Source organism: Variovorax boronicumulans NBRC 103145 (assembly GCF_001591345.1).
GTDB classification, from domain to species: Bacteria; Pseudomonadota; Gammaproteobacteria; order Burkholderiales; family Burkholderiaceae_C; genus Variovorax; species Variovorax boronicumulans.
In genome coordinates, this window is the sequence record NZ_BCUS01000078.1 from 14,921 (window position 1) to 29,961 (window position 15,041).

The 15,041-nt window shown below is 68.4% G+C and carries 17 protein-coding genes; 9 read left to right on the forward strand and 8 right to left on the reverse strand.

The genetic code is table 11. The annotated features are described in order from the left end of the window. Window positions 1–25: 25 nt before the first annotated feature. Complete coding sequence (gene purT / locus VBO01S_RS20850) at window positions 26–1,228, reverse strand: formate-dependent phosphoribosylglycinamide formyltransferase (RefSeq protein WP_062478803.1); 1,203 nt, start codon at window positions 1,226–1,228, stop codon at window positions 26–28. A 181-nt stretch (window positions 1,229–1,409) separates the two neighbouring features. Here purT and VBO01S_RS20855 point away from each other — a divergent pair, with 181 nt between their 5' ends. From VBO01S_RS20855 to VBO01S_RS20865, 3 genes are read left to right on the forward strand one after another with little or no spacing between them, the layout of a single operon-like run. Next, entirely contained in the window at window positions 1,410–2,258 is an 849-nt protein-coding gene (locus VBO01S_RS20855) for a 3-hydroxybutyryl-CoA dehydrogenase (protein ID WP_062478806.1), read from the forward strand. A gap of 37 nt (window positions 2,259–2,295) precedes the next feature. Then, a complete protein-coding gene (locus VBO01S_RS20860) occupies window positions 2,296–3,111 on the forward strand; it encodes a crotonase/enoyl-CoA hydratase family protein (RefSeq protein WP_062478810.1) in 816 nt (271 codons plus the stop codon). A 47-nt stretch (window positions 3,112–3,158) separates the two neighbouring features. Further along, entirely contained in the window at window positions 3,159–4,517 is a 1,359-nt protein-coding gene (locus VBO01S_RS20865; protein WP_062478813.1) for a serine hydrolase domain-containing protein, read from the forward strand. A gap of 27 nt (window positions 4,518–4,544) precedes the next feature. On the opposite strand, the gene VBO01S_RS20870 is transcribed toward VBO01S_RS20865, so the two are convergent. Beyond that, window positions 4,545–5,330, reverse strand: coding sequence for a type III pantothenate kinase (locus tag VBO01S_RS20870; RefSeq protein ID WP_062478816.1), 786 nt, complete (start codon window positions 5,328–5,330; stop codon window positions 4,545–4,547). Window positions 5,331–5,464: 134 nt separating this feature from the next. On the opposite strand from VBO01S_RS20870, the gene lysM reads away from it, so the two are divergent. Beyond that, entirely contained in the window at window positions 5,465–5,926 is a 462-nt protein-coding gene (gene lysM, locus VBO01S_RS20875) for a peptidoglycan-binding protein LysM (protein ID WP_062478819.1), read from the forward strand. Between the two features lie 19 nt (window positions 5,927–5,945). Here the strand turns inward: lysM and VBO01S_RS20880 are convergent, their stop codons facing one another. Then, window positions 5,946–6,899, reverse strand: a complete 954-nt coding sequence (locus tag VBO01S_RS20880) for an AraC family transcriptional regulator (RefSeq protein ID WP_062478821.1) — start codon at window positions 6,897–6,899, stop codon at window positions 5,946–5,948. 129 nt (window positions 6,900–7,028) lie between these two features. Between VBO01S_RS20880 and VBO01S_RS20885 the strand changes: the two genes are divergently transcribed. Further along, window positions 7,029–7,301 (forward strand): DUF4242 domain-containing protein, encoded by a 273-nt coding sequence (locus tag VBO01S_RS20885; protein WP_062478823.1) that lies wholly within the window; start codon window positions 7,029–7,031, stop codon window positions 7,299–7,301. Between the two features lie 13 nt (window positions 7,302–7,314). Here VBO01S_RS20885 and VBO01S_RS20890 read toward each other — a convergent pair whose 3' ends face one another. Further along, window positions 7,315–7,725, reverse strand: a complete 411-nt coding sequence (locus VBO01S_RS20890; protein WP_062478826.1) for a rhodanese-like domain-containing protein — start codon at window positions 7,723–7,725, stop codon at window positions 7,315–7,317. A 218-nt stretch (window positions 7,726–7,943) separates the two neighbouring features. On the opposite strand from VBO01S_RS20890, the gene VBO01S_RS20895 reads away from it, so the two are divergent. The 3 genes from VBO01S_RS20895 to VBO01S_RS20905 all read left to right on the forward strand — a co-directional run bounded on the left by VBO01S_RS20895 (window position 7,944) and on the right by VBO01S_RS20905 (window position 11,775). Further along, entirely contained in the window at window positions 7,944–9,053 is a 1,110-nt protein-coding gene (locus tag VBO01S_RS20895) for a TRAP transporter substrate-binding protein (RefSeq protein WP_062478828.1), read from the forward strand. 116 nt (window positions 9,054–9,169) lie between these two features. Beyond that, window positions 9,170–9,841: a TRAP transporter small permease subunit gene (locus tag VBO01S_RS20900; protein ID WP_062478831.1), complete on the forward strand. Its 672-nt coding sequence runs from the start codon at window positions 9,170–9,172 to the stop codon at window positions 9,839–9,841. Then, on the forward strand, window positions 9,838–11,775 hold the full coding sequence (locus VBO01S_RS20905; RefSeq protein ID WP_062478833.1) for a TRAP transporter large permease subunit: 1,938 nt from the start codon (window positions 9,838–9,840) through the stop codon (window positions 11,773–11,775). The genes VBO01S_RS20900 and VBO01S_RS20905 overlap by 4 nt, the downstream gene beginning before the upstream one ends. Before the next feature lie 14 nt (window positions 11,776–11,789). Here VBO01S_RS20905 and VBO01S_RS20910 read toward each other — a convergent pair whose 3' ends face one another. Genes VBO01S_RS20910 through VBO01S_RS20920 form a run of 3 tightly spaced genes read right to left on the reverse strand, consistent with a single transcriptional unit; the run spans window position 11,790 to window position 13,012 of the window. Further along, a complete protein-coding gene (locus VBO01S_RS20910) occupies window positions 11,790–12,230 on the reverse strand; it encodes a DUF6691 family protein (RefSeq protein ID WP_062478836.1) in 441 nt (146 codons plus the stop codon). Window positions 12,231–12,245: 15 nt separating this feature from the next. After that, window positions 12,246–12,686 (reverse strand): YeeE/YedE family protein, encoded by a 441-nt coding sequence (locus VBO01S_RS20915; RefSeq protein WP_062478838.1) that lies wholly within the window; start codon window positions 12,684–12,686, stop codon window positions 12,246–12,248. A gap of 2 nt (window positions 12,687–12,688) precedes the next feature. Then, on the reverse strand, window positions 12,689–13,012 hold the full coding sequence (locus VBO01S_RS20920) for an ArsR/SmtB family transcription factor (protein ID WP_062478840.1): 324 nt from the start codon (window positions 13,010–13,012) through the stop codon (window positions 12,689–12,691). 106 nt (window positions 13,013–13,118) lie between these two features. Here VBO01S_RS20920 and VBO01S_RS20925 point away from each other — a divergent pair, with 106 nt between their 5' ends. After that, window positions 13,119–14,030: an MBL fold metallo-hydrolase gene (locus VBO01S_RS20925; protein WP_082818217.1), complete on the forward strand. Its 912-nt coding sequence runs from the start codon at window positions 13,119–13,121 to the stop codon at window positions 14,028–14,030. A gap of 12 nt (window positions 14,031–14,042) precedes the next feature. Here VBO01S_RS20925 and VBO01S_RS20930 read toward each other — a convergent pair. Next, on the reverse strand, window positions 14,043–15,041 hold a 999-nt coding region (locus VBO01S_RS20930), incomplete at its 5' end, for a PEP/pyruvate-binding domain-containing protein (protein WP_303621484.1).

Sequence of the window (15,041 nt, forward strand, 5' to 3'; positions counted from 1 at the left end):
ACATGACGGGTTCGTTCACACCTTCTTAGGCCGTGCGGGGCTTCACGCGCGAAGCGGCTTCCTTGGCCAGCTTGCGGGCCGTGTCGGTGTCGGCCGCATGCACCAGCGCCACGCCCATGCGGCGCTTGACGAAGCTCTCGGGCTTGCCGAACAGGCGGATGTCGCTGCCCGGCACCTGCAGCGCCTCGGCCACGCCGTCGAAGGCGATGCCGGTGGCGTCGACGCCGCCATAGATCACGGCGCTGGCGCCCGGGCTCTTGAGCGAGGTGTCGACCGGCAGGCCGAGGATGGCGCGCGCGTGCAGCTCGAACTCGTTCTGCCACTGCGTGGCCATGGTGACCATGCCGGTGTCGTGCGGGCGCGGGCTGACTTCGCTGAACCAGACCTCGTCGCCCTTCACGAACAGCTCCACGCCGAACAGGCCCTGCCCGCCCAGGTCGGCCGTGACGGCCTTCGCGATCTGCTGGGCCTTCTGCAATGCGGCCGGCGCCATGGGATGCGGCTGCCAGCTTTCCACGTAGTCGCCGCTGACCTGCACGTGGCCGATGGGGTCGCAGAACTTGGTTTCGACGGCGCCCGCCGCGTCTTTCGCGCGCACGGTCAGCAGCGTGATCTCGTAGTCGAAGTCGATGAAGCCCTCGACGATGACGCGGCCATGGCTCACGCGGCCGCCGGCCATGGCGTAGTCCCAGGCCTTCTGCACGTCGGCCGGGCCGTCGATCTTGCTCTGGCCCTTGCCGGAGCTGCTCATCACGGGCTTGACGATGCAGGGGTAGCCGATGCCACCGTCGATGGCGGCCTGCAGCTCGGCCAGCGAGTCGCAGAACTTGTACGGACTGGTGGGCACGCCCAGCGTCTCAGCGGCCAGGCGGCGGATGCCTTCGCGGTCCATCGTGAGGCGGGCGGCGCGGGCCGTGGGAATCACGCGCACCACGCCCGCGTCTTCCAGCTGCTGCAGCATGGGCGTGGCGATGGCCTCGATCTCGGGCACCACCAGCGTGGGCTTCTCGGCCTCGATGAGCGCCTTGAGCTGGTCGGGGTCGCTCATGGTGATGGTGCGCGCGTGGTGCGCCACCTGCTGGCCGGGGGCGTTCTCGTAGCGGTCGACGGCGATGGTCTCGACGCCCAGGCGCTGCAGGGCGATCAGCACCTCCTTGCCGAGCTCGCCGGAGCCGAGCAGCATCACGCGGGTGGCGGAAGGGGACAGGGGGGTGCCGAGGGTGGTCATGCGAGGGCTCGAAAAAATGAGGTTGAAAACAATCGCAGCACTGTAAGCCACCCCGGGCCGGTGTCGCCCACGGGAACGGCGGCCCCTCCGGGCTGATTCACAATGACCGCCATTGCGCGACGGCGGCCTTGCGCCCGCCCTCGCCTCCAATTTTCTTTTTTTGTTTCAAGGAGCATTTTTCATGACGATTCAGACTGTGGGCATCATCGGCGCCGGCACCATGGGCAACGGCATCGCCCAGGCCTGCGCGGTATCGGGCGTCAACGTGGTGATGATCGACGTGGCCCAGGCGGCCGTCGACAAGGGCATCGCCACCATTTCGGGCAGCCTCGACCGCCTGATCAAGAAGGAAAAGCTCACGGCCGAGCAGAAGGCCGCCGCGCTGGCGCTGATCAAGGGCTCGACCGACTACAACGACCTGAAGGGTGCGCAGCTGGTTATCGAGGCCGCCACCGAGAACCACGCGCTCAAGCTCAAGATCCTCAAGCAGGTGGACGAGCTGGTGGGCCCCGAGGTGATCATCGCGTCGAACACCTCGTCGATCTCGATCACGCAGCTGGCCGCCGCCACCTCGCGCGCCGACCGCTTCATCGGCATGCACTTCTTCAACCCGGTGCCGATGATGGCGCTGGTGGAGCTGATCCGCGGCTACCTCACGAGCGACGCCACGCACGACGCCGTGAAGGCGCTGGCCGAGAAGCTGGGCAAGTCGCCCATCACGGTGAAGAACGCGCCGGGCTTCGTGGTCAACCGCATCCTGGTGCCGATGATCAACGAGGCCTTCTTCGTGCTGGCCGAGGGCCTGGCCACGGCCGAGGACATCGACGCCGGCATGAAGCTGGGCTGCAACCAGCCCATCGGCCCGCTGGCGCTGGCCGACATGATCGGCCTGGACGTGTGCCTGGCCGTGATGGAGGTGTACCTCGAGCAGTTCGGCGACTCCAAGTACCGCCCCTGCCCGCTGCTCAAGGAAATGGTCGCCGCCGGCCAGCTGGGCCGCAAGACCGGCCGCGGCGTCTACACGTACTGATCCGGCATTCCATAAAAACAAGGAGACAAGCAACGCCATGACCGCCACCCCCACCACCCCGCCCGCCGAAGGCTGCATCGACACCCAGGTGCTCGACCACGTGCTGCTGATCGGCATCAACCGCCCCGCCAAGCGCAACGGCTGGACGCCGCCGATGTTCAAGCAGCTGGCCGAGGCCTACACGCGGCTGGACGATGACCCGAGCCTGCGCGTGGGCGTGCTGCATGCGTTCGGCGACCACTTCACGGCGGGCCTGGACCTGCCGGCGGTCACCGAGTACATGAAGCGCGGCGAGAAGGCGATCCCGGCCGGGCTGGTGGAGCCGCACGACTTCGGCCTGGAGGGCTACCGCCGCCGCACCAAGCCGATGGTCGCGGCCGTCAAGGGCATCTGCTTCACGGTGGGCATCGAGCTCATGCTGGGCGCCGACATCGTGGTGGCGGCCGACAACTGCCGCTTCTCGCAGATGGAAGTGCAGCGCGGCATCATGGCCACGGGCGGCGCCACGCTGCGCATGGCCGAGCGCGCGGGGCTGGGCAACGCGATGCTGCACCTGCTCACGGCCGACGAATTCGACAGCGCCGAGGCCTATCGCCTGAACTTCGTGCAGAAGGTGGTGCCGGCCGGGCAGGAGCTCGACGCGGCGCTGCAGATCGCGCAGCGCATCGCAGCCCAGGCGCCGCTGGCCGTGCAGGCCACGCGGCTCAACGTGCTCAAGGCGATCGAACACGGGCCGCTGGCGGCCGTGGCGGAATTCATCGAGACGCAGAAACGCCTGTCGAACAGCGAGGACGCGGCCGAGGGCGTGCGCTCCTTCATCGAGCGCCGGCCTGCGCGGTTCAGCGGCCGCTGAGGCTGTTGATTTCCGTTCCGTTTCTGTCGTCCACTGGAGCCCGTTGCATGCCCTCTTCTTCTGTGTCGTCGTTTCTCTTCTTTCAACGCACGGCGCTGGCCGCCGCTTTCACCCTTCTTGCCGTGAACACCAGCCTCGCCCAGACCCCGCCGGCGCCCGCGCTGCCCGATCCCGCCGCCACCTCGGTCGAGGCGCTGGGCTGGATGCAGGGCTTTCCGCCGTCGCCCGACAAGCAGATCACCTTCGACAACCCGGTCGGCGGCGTGTACCCGCGCATCCGCTGGAGCTTCTCGCACGTGCGCGAGACGGTGCCCACGGCCAACGTGTGGCGCGGCCCCGGCGCCGCCAGCCCGCTGCCGGCGGCCAAGCCCCGCTTCGACATCGAGGCCGTGCGCTTCCAGCCCATGGGCGGCGGCGAGGCGCAGACCTTCGGCCAGATGATCGCGCGCACCTACACCGACGGCATCCTGGTGCTGCACCGCGGCCAGGTGGTCTACGAGAAGTACTTCGGCGCGCTCACGCCCGAGCGGCCGCACCTGGCGATGTCGGTCACCAAGTCCTTCGTGGGCACGCTGGCGGCCATCCTCGCGCAGGAAGGCACGCTCGACCCGTCGGCGCCGGTCACCAAGTACCTGCCCGAGCTCAAGGACACGGCCTACGGCGACGCCACCGTGCGCCAGGTGATGGACATGACCATCGGCGTGCGCTACTCCGAGAACTACGCCGACCCGAAGGCCGAGGTCTGGGACTACGCGCGCGCCGGCGGCATGCTCACGCAGGGCGCCAACTACGCAGGCCCGAAGTCGTTCTACGAATTCCTGGCCACGCTCAAGAAGGAAGGCACGCACGGCGACGCCTTTGCCTACAAGACGGTCAACGCCGAGGTGCTGGCCTGGATCGTGCGCCGCGCGTCCAACCGCTCGCTGGCCGACCTGCTGAGCGAGAAGATCTGGCGCCGCATCGGCGCTGAGCAGGACGCGTATTTCATGGTCGACCGCATCGGCACCGAGTCGGGCGGCGGCGGCCTGAACACCGTGCTGCGCGACATCGCGCGCTTCGGAGAAACGCTGCGCAACGGCGGGCGCGCGCCCAACGGGCAGCAGGCGATCGCCAAGGCCGTGGTCGACGACATCCAGCGCGGCGCCGATCCGGCGAAGTTCGCGAAGGCCGGCTACGCGCTGCTGCCGGGCTGGAGCTACCGGAACATGTGGTGGGTCTCGCACAACCCGCACGGCGCGTACATGGCGCGCGGCATTCACGGCCAGAGCATCTACGTCGATCCGAAGGCCGAGATGGTGATCGTGCGCTACGCCGCGCACCCGATCGCCGCCAACGCGGGCAACGACCCGCTCACCCTGCCCGCCTTCCAGGCCATGGGCGAGGCGCTGATGAAGCCTGAGCCCTGATGAGGCGGTGAGAAGAAGGAAGACGGGTCAGCCGGCCGCAGCCGGGGCCCGTGCCTTCGCGATGACGAGCAGGCCGTCCATGATCAGGCTCTCGACCAGTTCGAAATCTCCGTTCATGGCGGGCGCCATCTTCCAGCCCGCGCCGCCGGTCATGAAGCAGGCCGGTTCGGCGCCGCAGTGCGAGCGCACGTGCTGCACCATGCGCTCGACCGCCCCCGCGATGGCGTAGGTGCCGCCGCTGGTCAGCGCGTCGCTGGTGTTGGTGGGAAATTCGCGCACCTCGCCGGTGGGCACGTGCAGGCCCGCCGTGCCCGACTCGAGCGCCCGCAGCATGATGCCGTGGCCCGGCAAGATGAGGCCGCCCAGGAACTTGCCGCTGGCATCGATCGCCTCCACGGTGACGGCCGTGCCGATCAGCACCACCACCATCGGCCGCTCGGGCCCCTGCGACAGCATGCGGTGGCGCGCGCCGATCATGGCCACGAAGCGGTCGGCGCCCAGCCGCGTCGGATGGTCGTAGCCGTTGACGATGCCGGCCTCGCCCGCGCTCGACACCACCCAGCGCGGGGCGCAGTCGAAGCGTTCGGTGATCTGCTCTTCGGCGCGCCGCCGCAAGGTGTCACCGGCCACGACGCAGCCCAGCATGGAACCGGGCGCCGGCAGCTCGGCCCAGGGGCCATCGGCCAGGCGTTCGATGTGGTCGAGAAACTCGGCACCATGGGCCTGCAGTGCCGCACCGGGGAAGGCCCCCTCGTAAAGCGCCCACTTGAGCCGGGTGTTGCCGATGTCGATGGCGAGGAAGGGGGAAGACATGCGCGCGATTATTGCGACTTTGTTGTTATTCCTGCTGGCGCCTCTTTGACAGTCGCGGCGCGGGCCTACGCGGAGCGTCCCGGTTCCGCCGCTACATTCGCCTTTTCCATCCACCACGGCACAAGGAGAAAACCATGGGATTGCTCAGCTTCATCAAGGAAGCCGGTGAAAAACTGTTCGGCGGTTCGTCGGCCCAGGCGGCCACGCCCGATGCGAACACGGCAGCCGCCGCGGCCATCAAGACCTACATCGAGACCCAGAACCTCGGCCTCACCGGACTGGAAGTGACCTACACCGCCAGCAGCGGCGTCGTCACCCTCGCGGGCCAGGCGCCCTCGCAGGAAGCCAGCGAGAAAGCCGCGCTCGCCGCGGGCAACGTGGCCAACGTGACGAGCGTGGACAACAACCTCGTCGCCCCGGCCGCACCGCCCGCCCAGTACCACGACGTGGTGCGCGGCGACACGCTCTCGGCCATCTCGAAGAAGTACTACGGCGACGCCAACAAGTACAACGCGATCTTCGAGGCGAACAAGCCGATGCTGTCGCACCCCGACAAGATCTATCCGGGGCAGAAGCTGCGCATTCCGGCACTCTGACCCCCGCAACGGCGCCTCGCTAGGCGCCGTTGTGCCGCCAGGCCCCTGGCGACACGCCGTACTCGCGCTTGAACGCGCGGTTGAAAGCGGCTTCCGATTCGTAGCCCACGCCTTCGGCGATGCGCGCCAGGTTGCCCTGGTCCTTGCGCAGCATGCCGGCGGCCAGGACCATGCGCCAGCGCGCCAGGTAATGCATGGGCGGCGCGCCCACCAGTTCGGTGAAGCGGTCCGCCAGCACGCTGCGCGAGACGTGGATTTCCTGCGCCAGTGCGTCGACCGTCCAGTTGCGCGCGGGCTCGGCGTGCATCAGCGCCAGGCAGCGGCTCACGTGCGGGTCGCGCAGGCCCGCCAGCCAGCCCGGGTTGTTGGCGGGCATGGACTCGATGTAGCCGCGCAGCACTTCGGTGAACAGCACTTCCGCCACCTTGGCGGCGACCATCTCCGAGCCGGGCGTGTGCGACGCCGCATCCCCCAGGACGAAGTTGACCGACTGCTCGATCCACGGGCCTGCCGGCCTGCTGCGCAAGGGCGTGGTGAACAGGCGCGGGATGTTCGCCATGACGGGGTTGGGCGCGTCGCCTTCGTACGCGAACCAGCTGCAGACCAGCAAGGTGCGGTCGCCCTGGCCGCCGTAGCGCACGCGCGCCAGCTCGGGCGCTCGCGGACTCACCACATGCGACATGTCCACCGCCGCATGCTGCAGGCCGCTGCCCAGCACATGCGAATCGCCATGCGGCGCGACGATCACGTCGCCGGCGTGCGCGCGCACCGGCGCCTCGCCTTCGACCTGGGCCCAGCATTCGCCTTGCAGCACGAGGTGGCAGATGGCCAGGCGCTGTGCGCCGGGCCTGAGCACTTGCGCGATGTCCGCGCCCCTGGGTACCTTGAAGCACCAGGGTGCATACATGTCCCCGTTCAGGAACAGCGCGCCCTCCAGGCGGATGGTCCGCAGCACGTCCGACAAGACATCCATGGTCACCTCCCGGCTAGCGAGGGCGGGGTTCCGGACAACAAGTCCGGCGAGACGGGCAATACAGGACGGCTTCGCGTCGGCACCATCGATCCTGGTCGCCTTCGACCGATTCTAGACAGGAGTACCGCCATGCCCAAGTTCGTCATCGAGCGAGAGATCCCCGGCGCCGGCCAGTTCACCGCGGCGGACCTGAAAGCCATCTCGCAAAAATCCTGCGGCGTGCTCAGCAGCATGGGCACCGACATCCAGTGGATCCACAGCTACGTGAGCGACGACCGGATCTACTGCGTCTACCAGGCCACCGACGAGGCCCTCGTGCGCCGGCACGCGGAGCTCGGCGGCTTCCCGGCCAACCGCGTGGACCGGGTGTACAGCGTGATCGACCCGGCCACGGCCGAGTGAGGCGCGCAGCTCTCTAGTTCTGGCGCCAGGGCAGCCCGCGCCGGCGCCAGCCACCGGTCAACCCGCGGTGTCCGTTCTCGTCCGGGTTGCCCTCGAAGCCTTCGAGGATGTTGTAGGCCTGCGCACCCAGCTCGGTCGCCCGCTTCGCCGCCGCGATCGAGCGCACGCCGCTGCGGCACAGCAGCACCAGCTTCTTGCCGCCCTCCGCGGCGGCGCGCACGCCGTCGTCGAACGCCGGGTTGATCGCCATGCCCGGCCACTGCTTCCAGGCCAGCGGCACGGCGCCGGGCACGTAGCCGACCCACTCGCGCTCGGCGTCGGTGCGCACGTCCACCAGCACGGCCTCGCCGCTCGCCATCCACTGCGCCGCCTGCTCGGGCGTCACGTCGCCGGCGTAGCCTTTTTCTCCAACGGGTTCACTCATGGTTGCTTTCTCTCTCGAATCTCTAGGGTAAGCCCGGAGCCTTTGACGGCTGCGGGCGATCGATCTGCACGCCGGATGATGGAATTTTTCACCGGTTCGTGAAAACCCTGTTTGTCACAAGGTGTGGCGCGCCAAAGATGGCGGTCGCGGCCTGTCGAAACCATAACGTGAAGACGACGGCCTGGGTGTTCCGGTCAGAGAACTATATGGAGAGACACATGACAGACAGCAAATCGCCCCGCCGTCGCAGCCTCCTCAAAGGCGCGGCAGTGGCCGCAGGCGCCATGTCCGCGCCGATGGTCAGCATGGCCCAAACCACGTCGCTGCGTTTCCAGAGCACCTGGCCGGCGAAGGACATCTTCCACGAGTACGCCAACGACTTCGCCAAGAAGGTGAACGACATGGCCGGCGGGCGCCTGAAGATCGAGGTGCTGCCCTCGGGCGCCGTCGTGCCCGCCTTCCAGCTGCTCGAAGCGGTGAACAAGGGCACGCTCGACGGCGGCCACGGCGTGGTGGCCTACCACTACGGCAAGAACTCGGCGCTGGCGCTGTGGGGTTCGGGCCCCGGCTTCGGCATGGACGCCAACACCGTGCTGGCCTGGCACAACTACGGCGGCGGCAAGGCGCTGCTCGACGAGATCTACAAGAGCCTGAACATGGAAGTGGTGTCGTACCTGTACGGCCCCATGCCCACGCAGCCGCTGGGCTGGTTCAAGAAGCCGGTGGCCAAGGTCGAGGACATGAAGGGACTGAAGTTCCGCACCGTGGGCCTGGCCGTGGACATGTTCACCGAGATGGGCACGGCGGTGAACCCGCTGCCCGGCGGCGAGATCGTGCCCGCGCTGGACCGCGGCCTGATCGACGCGGCCGAGTTCAACAACGCCTCGAGCGACCGCGTGCTGGGCTTTCCCGACGTGGTGAAGAACTGCATGCTGCAGAGCTTCCACCAGTCGGGCGAGCAGTTCGAGGTGCTGTTCAACAAGGGCAAGTACAGCGCGATGCCGCAGGAGCTGCGTTCCATCATCGACTATGCCGTGCAGGCCGCCAGCGCCGACATGAGCTGGAAGGCGGTGCAGCGCAACTCGCAGGACTACGCGGACATGAAGAAGGCCGGCATCAAGTTCTACAAGACGCCCGACGCCGTGCTGCGCGCGCAGCTCGCGGCCTGGGACAAGACGGTGGAAAAGAAGGCCGGCGAGAACCCGCTCTTCAAGAAGGTGCTGGAGTCGCAGCGCGTGTTCGCCGAGCGTGCGCTGCAGTGGCAGAACGACTATGGCGTCGACTTCAAGATGGCCTACAACCACTACTTCGGCAAGAAGAAAAGCTAACCCCCAGTCTTCGCGCACTTCGTGTCGCTTCGCCAACCCCCTTTCAGGGGGCAACACCTGTGGCCCGGCAAAGCCGGTTCCACGGTGTTTCTGGAATGGGCCCTGCCCATCACAACATGACCATCCAACGCCTCCTCCACGCCGTCGACCGGTTCAGCATGCTGGTGGGCAAGACCTTCTCGTGGCTCATCGTCGCGCTGATGCTGCTGGTGTGCGGCGAGGTGTTCAAGCGCTATGCGCTGAACGCGCCCACGGCCTGGATCTTCGATGCCAACAACATGCTGTACGGCACGCTGTTCATGATGGGTGGCGCCTACACGCTCTCGCAGGCTGGCCATGTGCGCGGCGACTTCTTCTACGGCAGCATGAAGCCGCGCACGCAGGCCGCGCTCGACCTCGTGCTGTTCGCGGTTTTCTTCCTGCCCGGCGTGGTGGCGCTCACCTGGTCGGGCTGGACCTACTTCGGTGAATCGCTCGCGATGCGCGAACAGACCTTCAACGCCGACCCGATTCCGGTGTACCCCTTCAAGTTCGTGATTCCCGTGGCCGGCGCGGTGCTGCTGGTGCAGGGCCTCGCCGAGATGGTGCGCTGCGTGCTGTGCCTGAAGACCGGCGTGTGGACGCCGCGCCTGAAAGACGCCGAAGAAATGGACGTGGTCGGCGACCAGCTTGCCAGCAGCAGCTACGTGAACGAGGCCGACAAGCGCGAGGTGATCGAGAAGGCCCACGCCATCGAACAGGCCGCGCAGCAACGCAAGAGCGACACGAGCAACGGGGGTGCCGCATGAGCGAACCCGCACTCGGCCTGCTGATGCTGGGCCTGATCGTCTTCGTGATCATGCTCGGCTTTCCCACGGCGTTCACGCTGATGGGGCTGGGCATGTTCTTCGGCTTCATCGCTTTCTACGACCCCGCCTCGCCCTGGCTCGACAACAAGGTCTTCGACCTGATGGTGCAGCGCGCCTTCGGGGCCATGACCAACGAGACGCTGCTGTCCATTCCGCTCTTCGTGCTCATGGGCTACGTGATGGAGCGCGGCGCGCTGGTCGACAAGATGTTCCACAGCGTGCAGCTCGCCTTTCGCCGCGTGCCGGGCTCGCTGGCGGTGACCACGCTCATCGTGTGCACCTTCTGGGGCATTGCGAGCGGCCTGGTGGGCGCGGTGGTGGTGCTGATGGGTGTGATCGCGATGCGCCCGATGCTCAACGCGGGCTACGACACGCGGCTGGCGGCCGGCGTGATCACGGCCGGCGGCACGCTGGGCATCCTCATTCCGCCCTCGGTGATGATCATCGTGTACGCGGCCGTGGCCGGGCAGTCGGTGGTCAAGCTCTACGCGGCGGCGATGTTCCCGGGCTTCTTCCTCGCCCTGCTGTACCTGATTTACGTGATCGGATGGGCCGTGCTGCAACCGAAGGTGGCGCCCAAGATGCCGATCGACCAGCAGCGTGCCCCCATCACGCCCTGGGTGGCCCATCTCGCCGCCAGCTACTCCCCGCGCATGCTGCCCGCGCTCGCCGCGGCCGTGGTGGCGCCGGGGCGTGCCTTGCGCGGCGCGGTCGAGGGCGTGCGCCTGAGCTGGTGGATGCTGCTGCGCGGCCTGCTGAGCGCGCTGGTGCCGCTGGCGCTGGCCGCCGTCACACTGGGCTCGGTGTGGTGGTACGTGACCATCTACTCGCAAAAGGACAACAACGCGGCCGCCCCGGTGGCCACGCAGCAGGCGACGCAGAAGACCGGCGAGCCCGCAGCCGCCGCGCCGGCTGCAGCCGAACCGTCCGGCACCGGTCTGGCCGAGCCGCCGAGCGCCGACGAACCCGCGAACACCACCGAAAGCAGCGGCCTGCAGGAGCCCCCCGGCGGCGTCGAGGAGCCTCCGGGCAGCGAGCCCGCCGCCGCCCCTGCCAGTGAAGGTGGCCTGCAGCAGCTGGGCGACGCGGTCGAGGCACCCAAGACCGCGGCGGTGCCCGATGCCTTCTACACCGGCTTCTGGGTGGCCTGCCTCTTCACGCTGGCGCTGCTGGGCTGGTACTACTGGCGCATGGACGCGGAGCAGTTCGAAATTTTGCGCATGCTGGTGTCGTCGGTGATGCCGCTGGCCACGCTCACGCTGGTGGTGCTGGGCGTAATCCTGTTCGGCATCACGACCGCCACCGAGTCGGCGGCGGTCGGCGCGGCCGGCGCCTTCCTGATGGCGTGGCAGGCCGGCACGCTGAACTTCAAGAAGATCAAGGAGGCGGTGTTCCTCACGCTCAAGACCACCTCGATGGTCTGCTGGCTCTTCGTGGGCTCGGCGCTGTTCTCGGCGGTGTTCGCGCTGCTGGGCGGCCAGCGCATCGTCGAGGAGTGGGTGCTGAGCATGAACCTCAGCCCGCTGCAGTTCCTGCTGCTGTCGCAGGCGATCATCTTCGTGCTGGGCTGGCCGCTGGAGTGGACCGAGATCATCGTGATCTTCGTGCCCATCTTCCTGCCGCTGCTGGCGCACTTCCAGATCGATCCGCTGCTGTTCGGCGTGCTGGTGTTCGTGAACCTGCAGGCGGCGTTCCTGTCGCCGCCGGTGGCGATGTCGGCCTTCTACCTGAAGGGGGTGTCACCGCCGCACGTGACGATCAACCAGATCTTCGCAGGGATGATGCCGTACATGCTGATCGTCATCCTGTGCATGGTGTTCATGTACATCTGGCCGGGGCTGACGCTGTGGCTGCCGCAGTACCTGTACGGCTGAACGCGCGCGCCTTCTCAGGCTGAGGCCGGGCGCCGCGCGAAGCGGCGGCGCTCGAGCAGCTCGAACAGGCCCATGCCCAGCAGCATGGCGCCCACGAAGACCAGCGCCTTGACCTCGCCCGTGCCGAGCGAGGTCAAGGCGGGCCCGGGGCAGAAGCCCGCGATGCCCCAGCCGACGCCGAACAGCAGGCTGCCGCCGACCAGGCGGCGGTCGATGTGGCGCAGGCTGGGCAGCGTGAGCGGCCCTCCGAGCAGCGACTCCTTGCGACGGCCCGCGAGCAGGAAGCCGATGGTGCTCACCGCCACCGCGCCGGCCATCACGAAGGCGAGCGACGGGTCCCAGGCCCCGCCCACGTCAAGAAAGCCCAGGATCTTGGCCGGGTTGGCCATGCCTGAGACGATGAGGCCGAGCCCGAAGACAAGGCCGGCGAGCAAGGAAGCAATGGCGGTCCACATGGCAGGTCTCCCGGTTCACGACAGGTTCAACAAGTGGCGCACCACGAACACCGTGGCGAACCCCGCGGCCATGAACGCCAGCGTGGCGACCAGCGAACGCGGCGAGCGCCGCGCCAGCCCGCACACGCCGTGGCCGCTGGTGCAGCCCGCGCCGTAGCGCGTGCCCACGCCCACCAGCAGGCCGGCCAGCGCGAGCGTGCCGTAGCCCGCGTCGATCTGCGCCGCGGGCAGCACGGCGAACAGCCCGTAGACGAGCGGCGCACCGACCAGCCCGAGCACGAAGGCCGCGCGCCAGGCCATGTCGCCCTTCATGGGGCGCAGCAAGCCGCCCAGCACGCCGCTGACGCCGGCGATGCGGCCGTTGAGCAGCACGAACATCGCGGCGGAAAGTCCGATGAGCACGCCGCCGGCCAGTGCGGCCCAGGGCGTGAAATGAGGCCAGTCGATGGTGGGCATCTTCAGTTCTCCTTCGGGCAGTAGAGGCGGTACAGCACCGCCAGGATCTCGAGCAGGGCCGGGTCGGCCACGCGGTAGTAGATGTTCTTGCCCTCGCGGCGGGTGTCCACCACGCCTTCGGTGCGCAGCACCGACAGCTGCTGCGACAGGGTGGGCTGGCGGATGCCCAGCGTGCTTTCGAGGTCGCTCACGCACATCTCGCCCTGCGAGAGCTGGCACAGCAGCAGCAGCCGGGCCTCGTGGGCCAGCAGCTTGAGCACGGCGACGGCCTGGCCGGCGGCGCTGCGCAGCAGTTGGGGGTCGATGGCGTGGGTCGGGGTCTTCATGGTGGGATGACAGTTCGCGGAATAACATTATATGAATTCATATAATATTTGTCGCTTGATTGAATGAACGACTGCCTGGCCTCCAGGCACCGCAGAAGGAGCGCCGATGACCCCGACCCCCATGCCCCCACGCGCCACCACCCAGGCCTTCTTCGATCCCGCGACGGGCACGGTGTCCTACGTGGTCTGGGACCGTGCGACGAAGCGCGCCGCCGTCATCGACCCGGTGCTCGACTACGACTTCCGCTCCGGCCACACCGACACAGCCTCGGCCGACCGCCTGCTGGCCTACGTGCGCGCGCAGGCGCTGCAGGTCGACTGGGTCCTGGAGACCCACGCGCACGCCGACCACCTCTCGGGCGCGCGCCATGTGCAGTCGCAGGCCGGCGGGCGCATCGCCATCGGCGAGCACATCCGCACGGTGCAGGCCACCTTCCGCCACCTCTACAACCTGGAGCGCGACTTCCTGCCCGACGGCAGCCAGTTCGACCACCTCTTCAAGGACGGCGAGCGCTTTCACATCGGCGAGATCGAGGCGCAGGCCCTGCGCGTGCCCGGCCACACGCCGGCCGACATGGCGTACCTCGTGGACGACGCGGTCTTCGTCGGCGACACGCTCTTCATGCCCGACCTGGGCAGCGCGCGCGCCGACTTTCCGGGCGGCGACGCGCGCGAGCTCTACCGCTCGATGCGCCGGCTGCTCGCGCTGCCGCCCGAGACCACGCTGTACGTCTGCCACGACTACCCGCCCGCCACGCGCGAGCCGCGCTGGCAGAGCACGGTGGCGCAGCAGCGCGCCCACAACATCCACGTGCGCGACGGCATCGGCGAAGACGCGTTCGTGCGCATGCGCACCGCGCGCGACGCCACGCTCGAAGTGCCCACGCTGATCCTGCCGTCGATGCAGGTCAACGTGCGCGGCGGCCGCCTGCCGCCGCCCGACGACAACGGCGTGGCCTACCTGCGCATTCCGCTGAACACGCTGCCGGGCCACCGCCCGCGTGCCACGCCAGGCTGAGGCCTGCGTGAACTAGCGCCGCCGCTCCACATACGGCCGCGCCTGCAGCAGCACGATCTTGTCGCCCACGGTCGCCCACTCGATGTCCTGGTCGACCGCATTGAAGGTGCGCTTCACCGCCGCGCCCACGTTGGCGAGCCGCACCACCAGCTCGTCGGTCAGCACGTGGCGGCCCACTTCCACGGGCACTTCCTTCACGCCGCCGTCCTTGTCCAACTGCAGCGCCGTCTCCTCGGCCGAGCGGCTGAGCACCTGGATGGCCTTGGACCAGCTCGAGTACATCACCTGCTCCGCCACGCGCTTGCCTTCGACCACGCGAATGCCGATGCCGCGCTTGGCCGAGATGTAGGTGACGTGCGGGTGGCCCGCGTCGAAGGGGTCGCGGGTGATCATCACGCCCGCATTGGTCGAGTCGATGGCGGTCTGCACGAACACGCCCATCAGCACCGATTCGGCGCCGAAGCCCGCGGCGCTGCGCGCCTCCCAAGCCTCGGGGTTGAACACCGAGGCCCACACTTTCTTCACCGCGAGCTCGAGCGCGTCGCCGGTCTTCACGTTGGGCACCGTCGTGTAGAGCCCCGCGCCGCTGAAGCCCGGCAGGTCTTCCGAGTTGGACGAGCTGCGCACGAACACGCCGCCCCCGCCCAGCTGCGCCTGCCACGCCGCGCGCCAGGCCGCCGCGGTGGCAGGCTCGACGGGCCATTGCACGATCTCGTCGCGCAGCTGCGCCAGCGCCTTCTGCCGCACCTGCGGGTCGCCCGCGAAGCCGGGCTGCTGCTGCATGCGCGCGAGGCGCTCGGCCAGCCCGTTCGACCGCATGAAGCGGTCGTAGTGCGCGAACGGAATGCAGAAGCCGTCGGGCACGGTGGTCGAGGGAATGCGCGCGGCCAGCACCGCACCGAGGTTGGCCGCCTTCGAGCCGCAATGCACGCTGTGGCGCGCACGCAGCGAGGCCAGCGGCAGCAGGCGCGTCTCGCGCAGGTCGGGCTTCGCGGCCTTGCTGCCGGGCAG

Excerpts from the sequence above, each read along its gene's own strand:
- VBO01S_RS20855 (WP_062478806.1), top strand. The coding sequence starts at position 1,410 with ATGACGATTCAGACTGTGGGCATCATCGGCGCCGGCACCATGGGCAAC.
- VBO01S_RS20860 (WP_062478810.1), top strand. The coding sequence starts at position 2,296 with ATGACCGCCACCCCCACCACCCCGCCCGCCGAAGGCTGCATCGACACC.
- VBO01S_RS20880 (WP_062478821.1), bottom strand. The coding sequence starts at position 6,899 with ATGGATGTCTTGTCGGACGTGCTGCGGACCATCCGCCTGGAGGGCGCG.
- VBO01S_RS20925 (WP_082818217.1), top strand. The coding sequence starts at position 13,119 with ATGACCCCGACCCCCATGCCCCCACGCGCCACCACCCAGGCCTTCTTC.
- VBO01S_RS20915 (WP_062478838.1), bottom strand. The coding sequence starts at position 12,686 with ATGCCCACCATCGACTGGCCTCATTTCACGCCCTGGGCCGCACTGGCC.
- VBO01S_RS20910 (WP_062478836.1), bottom strand. The coding sequence starts at position 12,230 with ATGTGGACCGCCATTGCTTCCTTGCTCGCCGGCCTTGTCTTCGGGCTC.
- VBO01S_RS20865 (WP_062478813.1), top strand. The coding sequence starts at position 3,159 with ATGCCCTCTTCTTCTGTGTCGTCGTTTCTCTTCTTTCAACGCACGGCG.
- lysM (WP_062478819.1), top strand. The coding sequence starts at position 5,465 with ATGGGATTGCTCAGCTTCATCAAGGAAGCCGGTGAAAAACTGTTCGGC.
- VBO01S_RS20905 (WP_062478833.1), top strand. The coding sequence starts at position 9,838 with ATGAGCGAACCCGCACTCGGCCTGCTGATGCTGGGCCTGATCGTCTTC.
- VBO01S_RS20890 (WP_062478826.1), bottom strand. The coding sequence starts at position 7,725 with ATGAGTGAACCCGTTGGAGAAAAAGGCTACGCCGGCGACGTGACGCCC.
- VBO01S_RS20885 (WP_062478823.1), top strand. The coding sequence starts at position 7,029 with ATGCCCAAGTTCGTCATCGAGCGAGAGATCCCCGGCGCCGGCCAGTTC.
- VBO01S_RS20920 (WP_062478840.1), bottom strand. The coding sequence starts at position 13,012 with ATGAAGACCCCGACCCACGCCATCGACCCCCAACTGCTGCGCAGCGCC.
- VBO01S_RS20900 (WP_062478831.1), top strand. The coding sequence starts at position 9,170 with ATGACCATCCAACGCCTCCTCCACGCCGTCGACCGGTTCAGCATGCTG.
- purT (WP_062478803.1), bottom strand. The coding sequence starts at position 1,228 with ATGACCACCCTCGGCACCCCCCTGTCCCCTTCCGCCACCCGCGTGATG.
- VBO01S_RS20895 (WP_062478828.1), top strand. The coding sequence starts at position 7,944 with ATGACAGACAGCAAATCGCCCCGCCGTCGCAGCCTCCTCAAAGGCGCG.
- VBO01S_RS20870 (WP_062478816.1), bottom strand. The coding sequence starts at position 5,330 with ATGTCTTCCCCCTTCCTCGCCATCGACATCGGCAACACCCGGCTCAAG.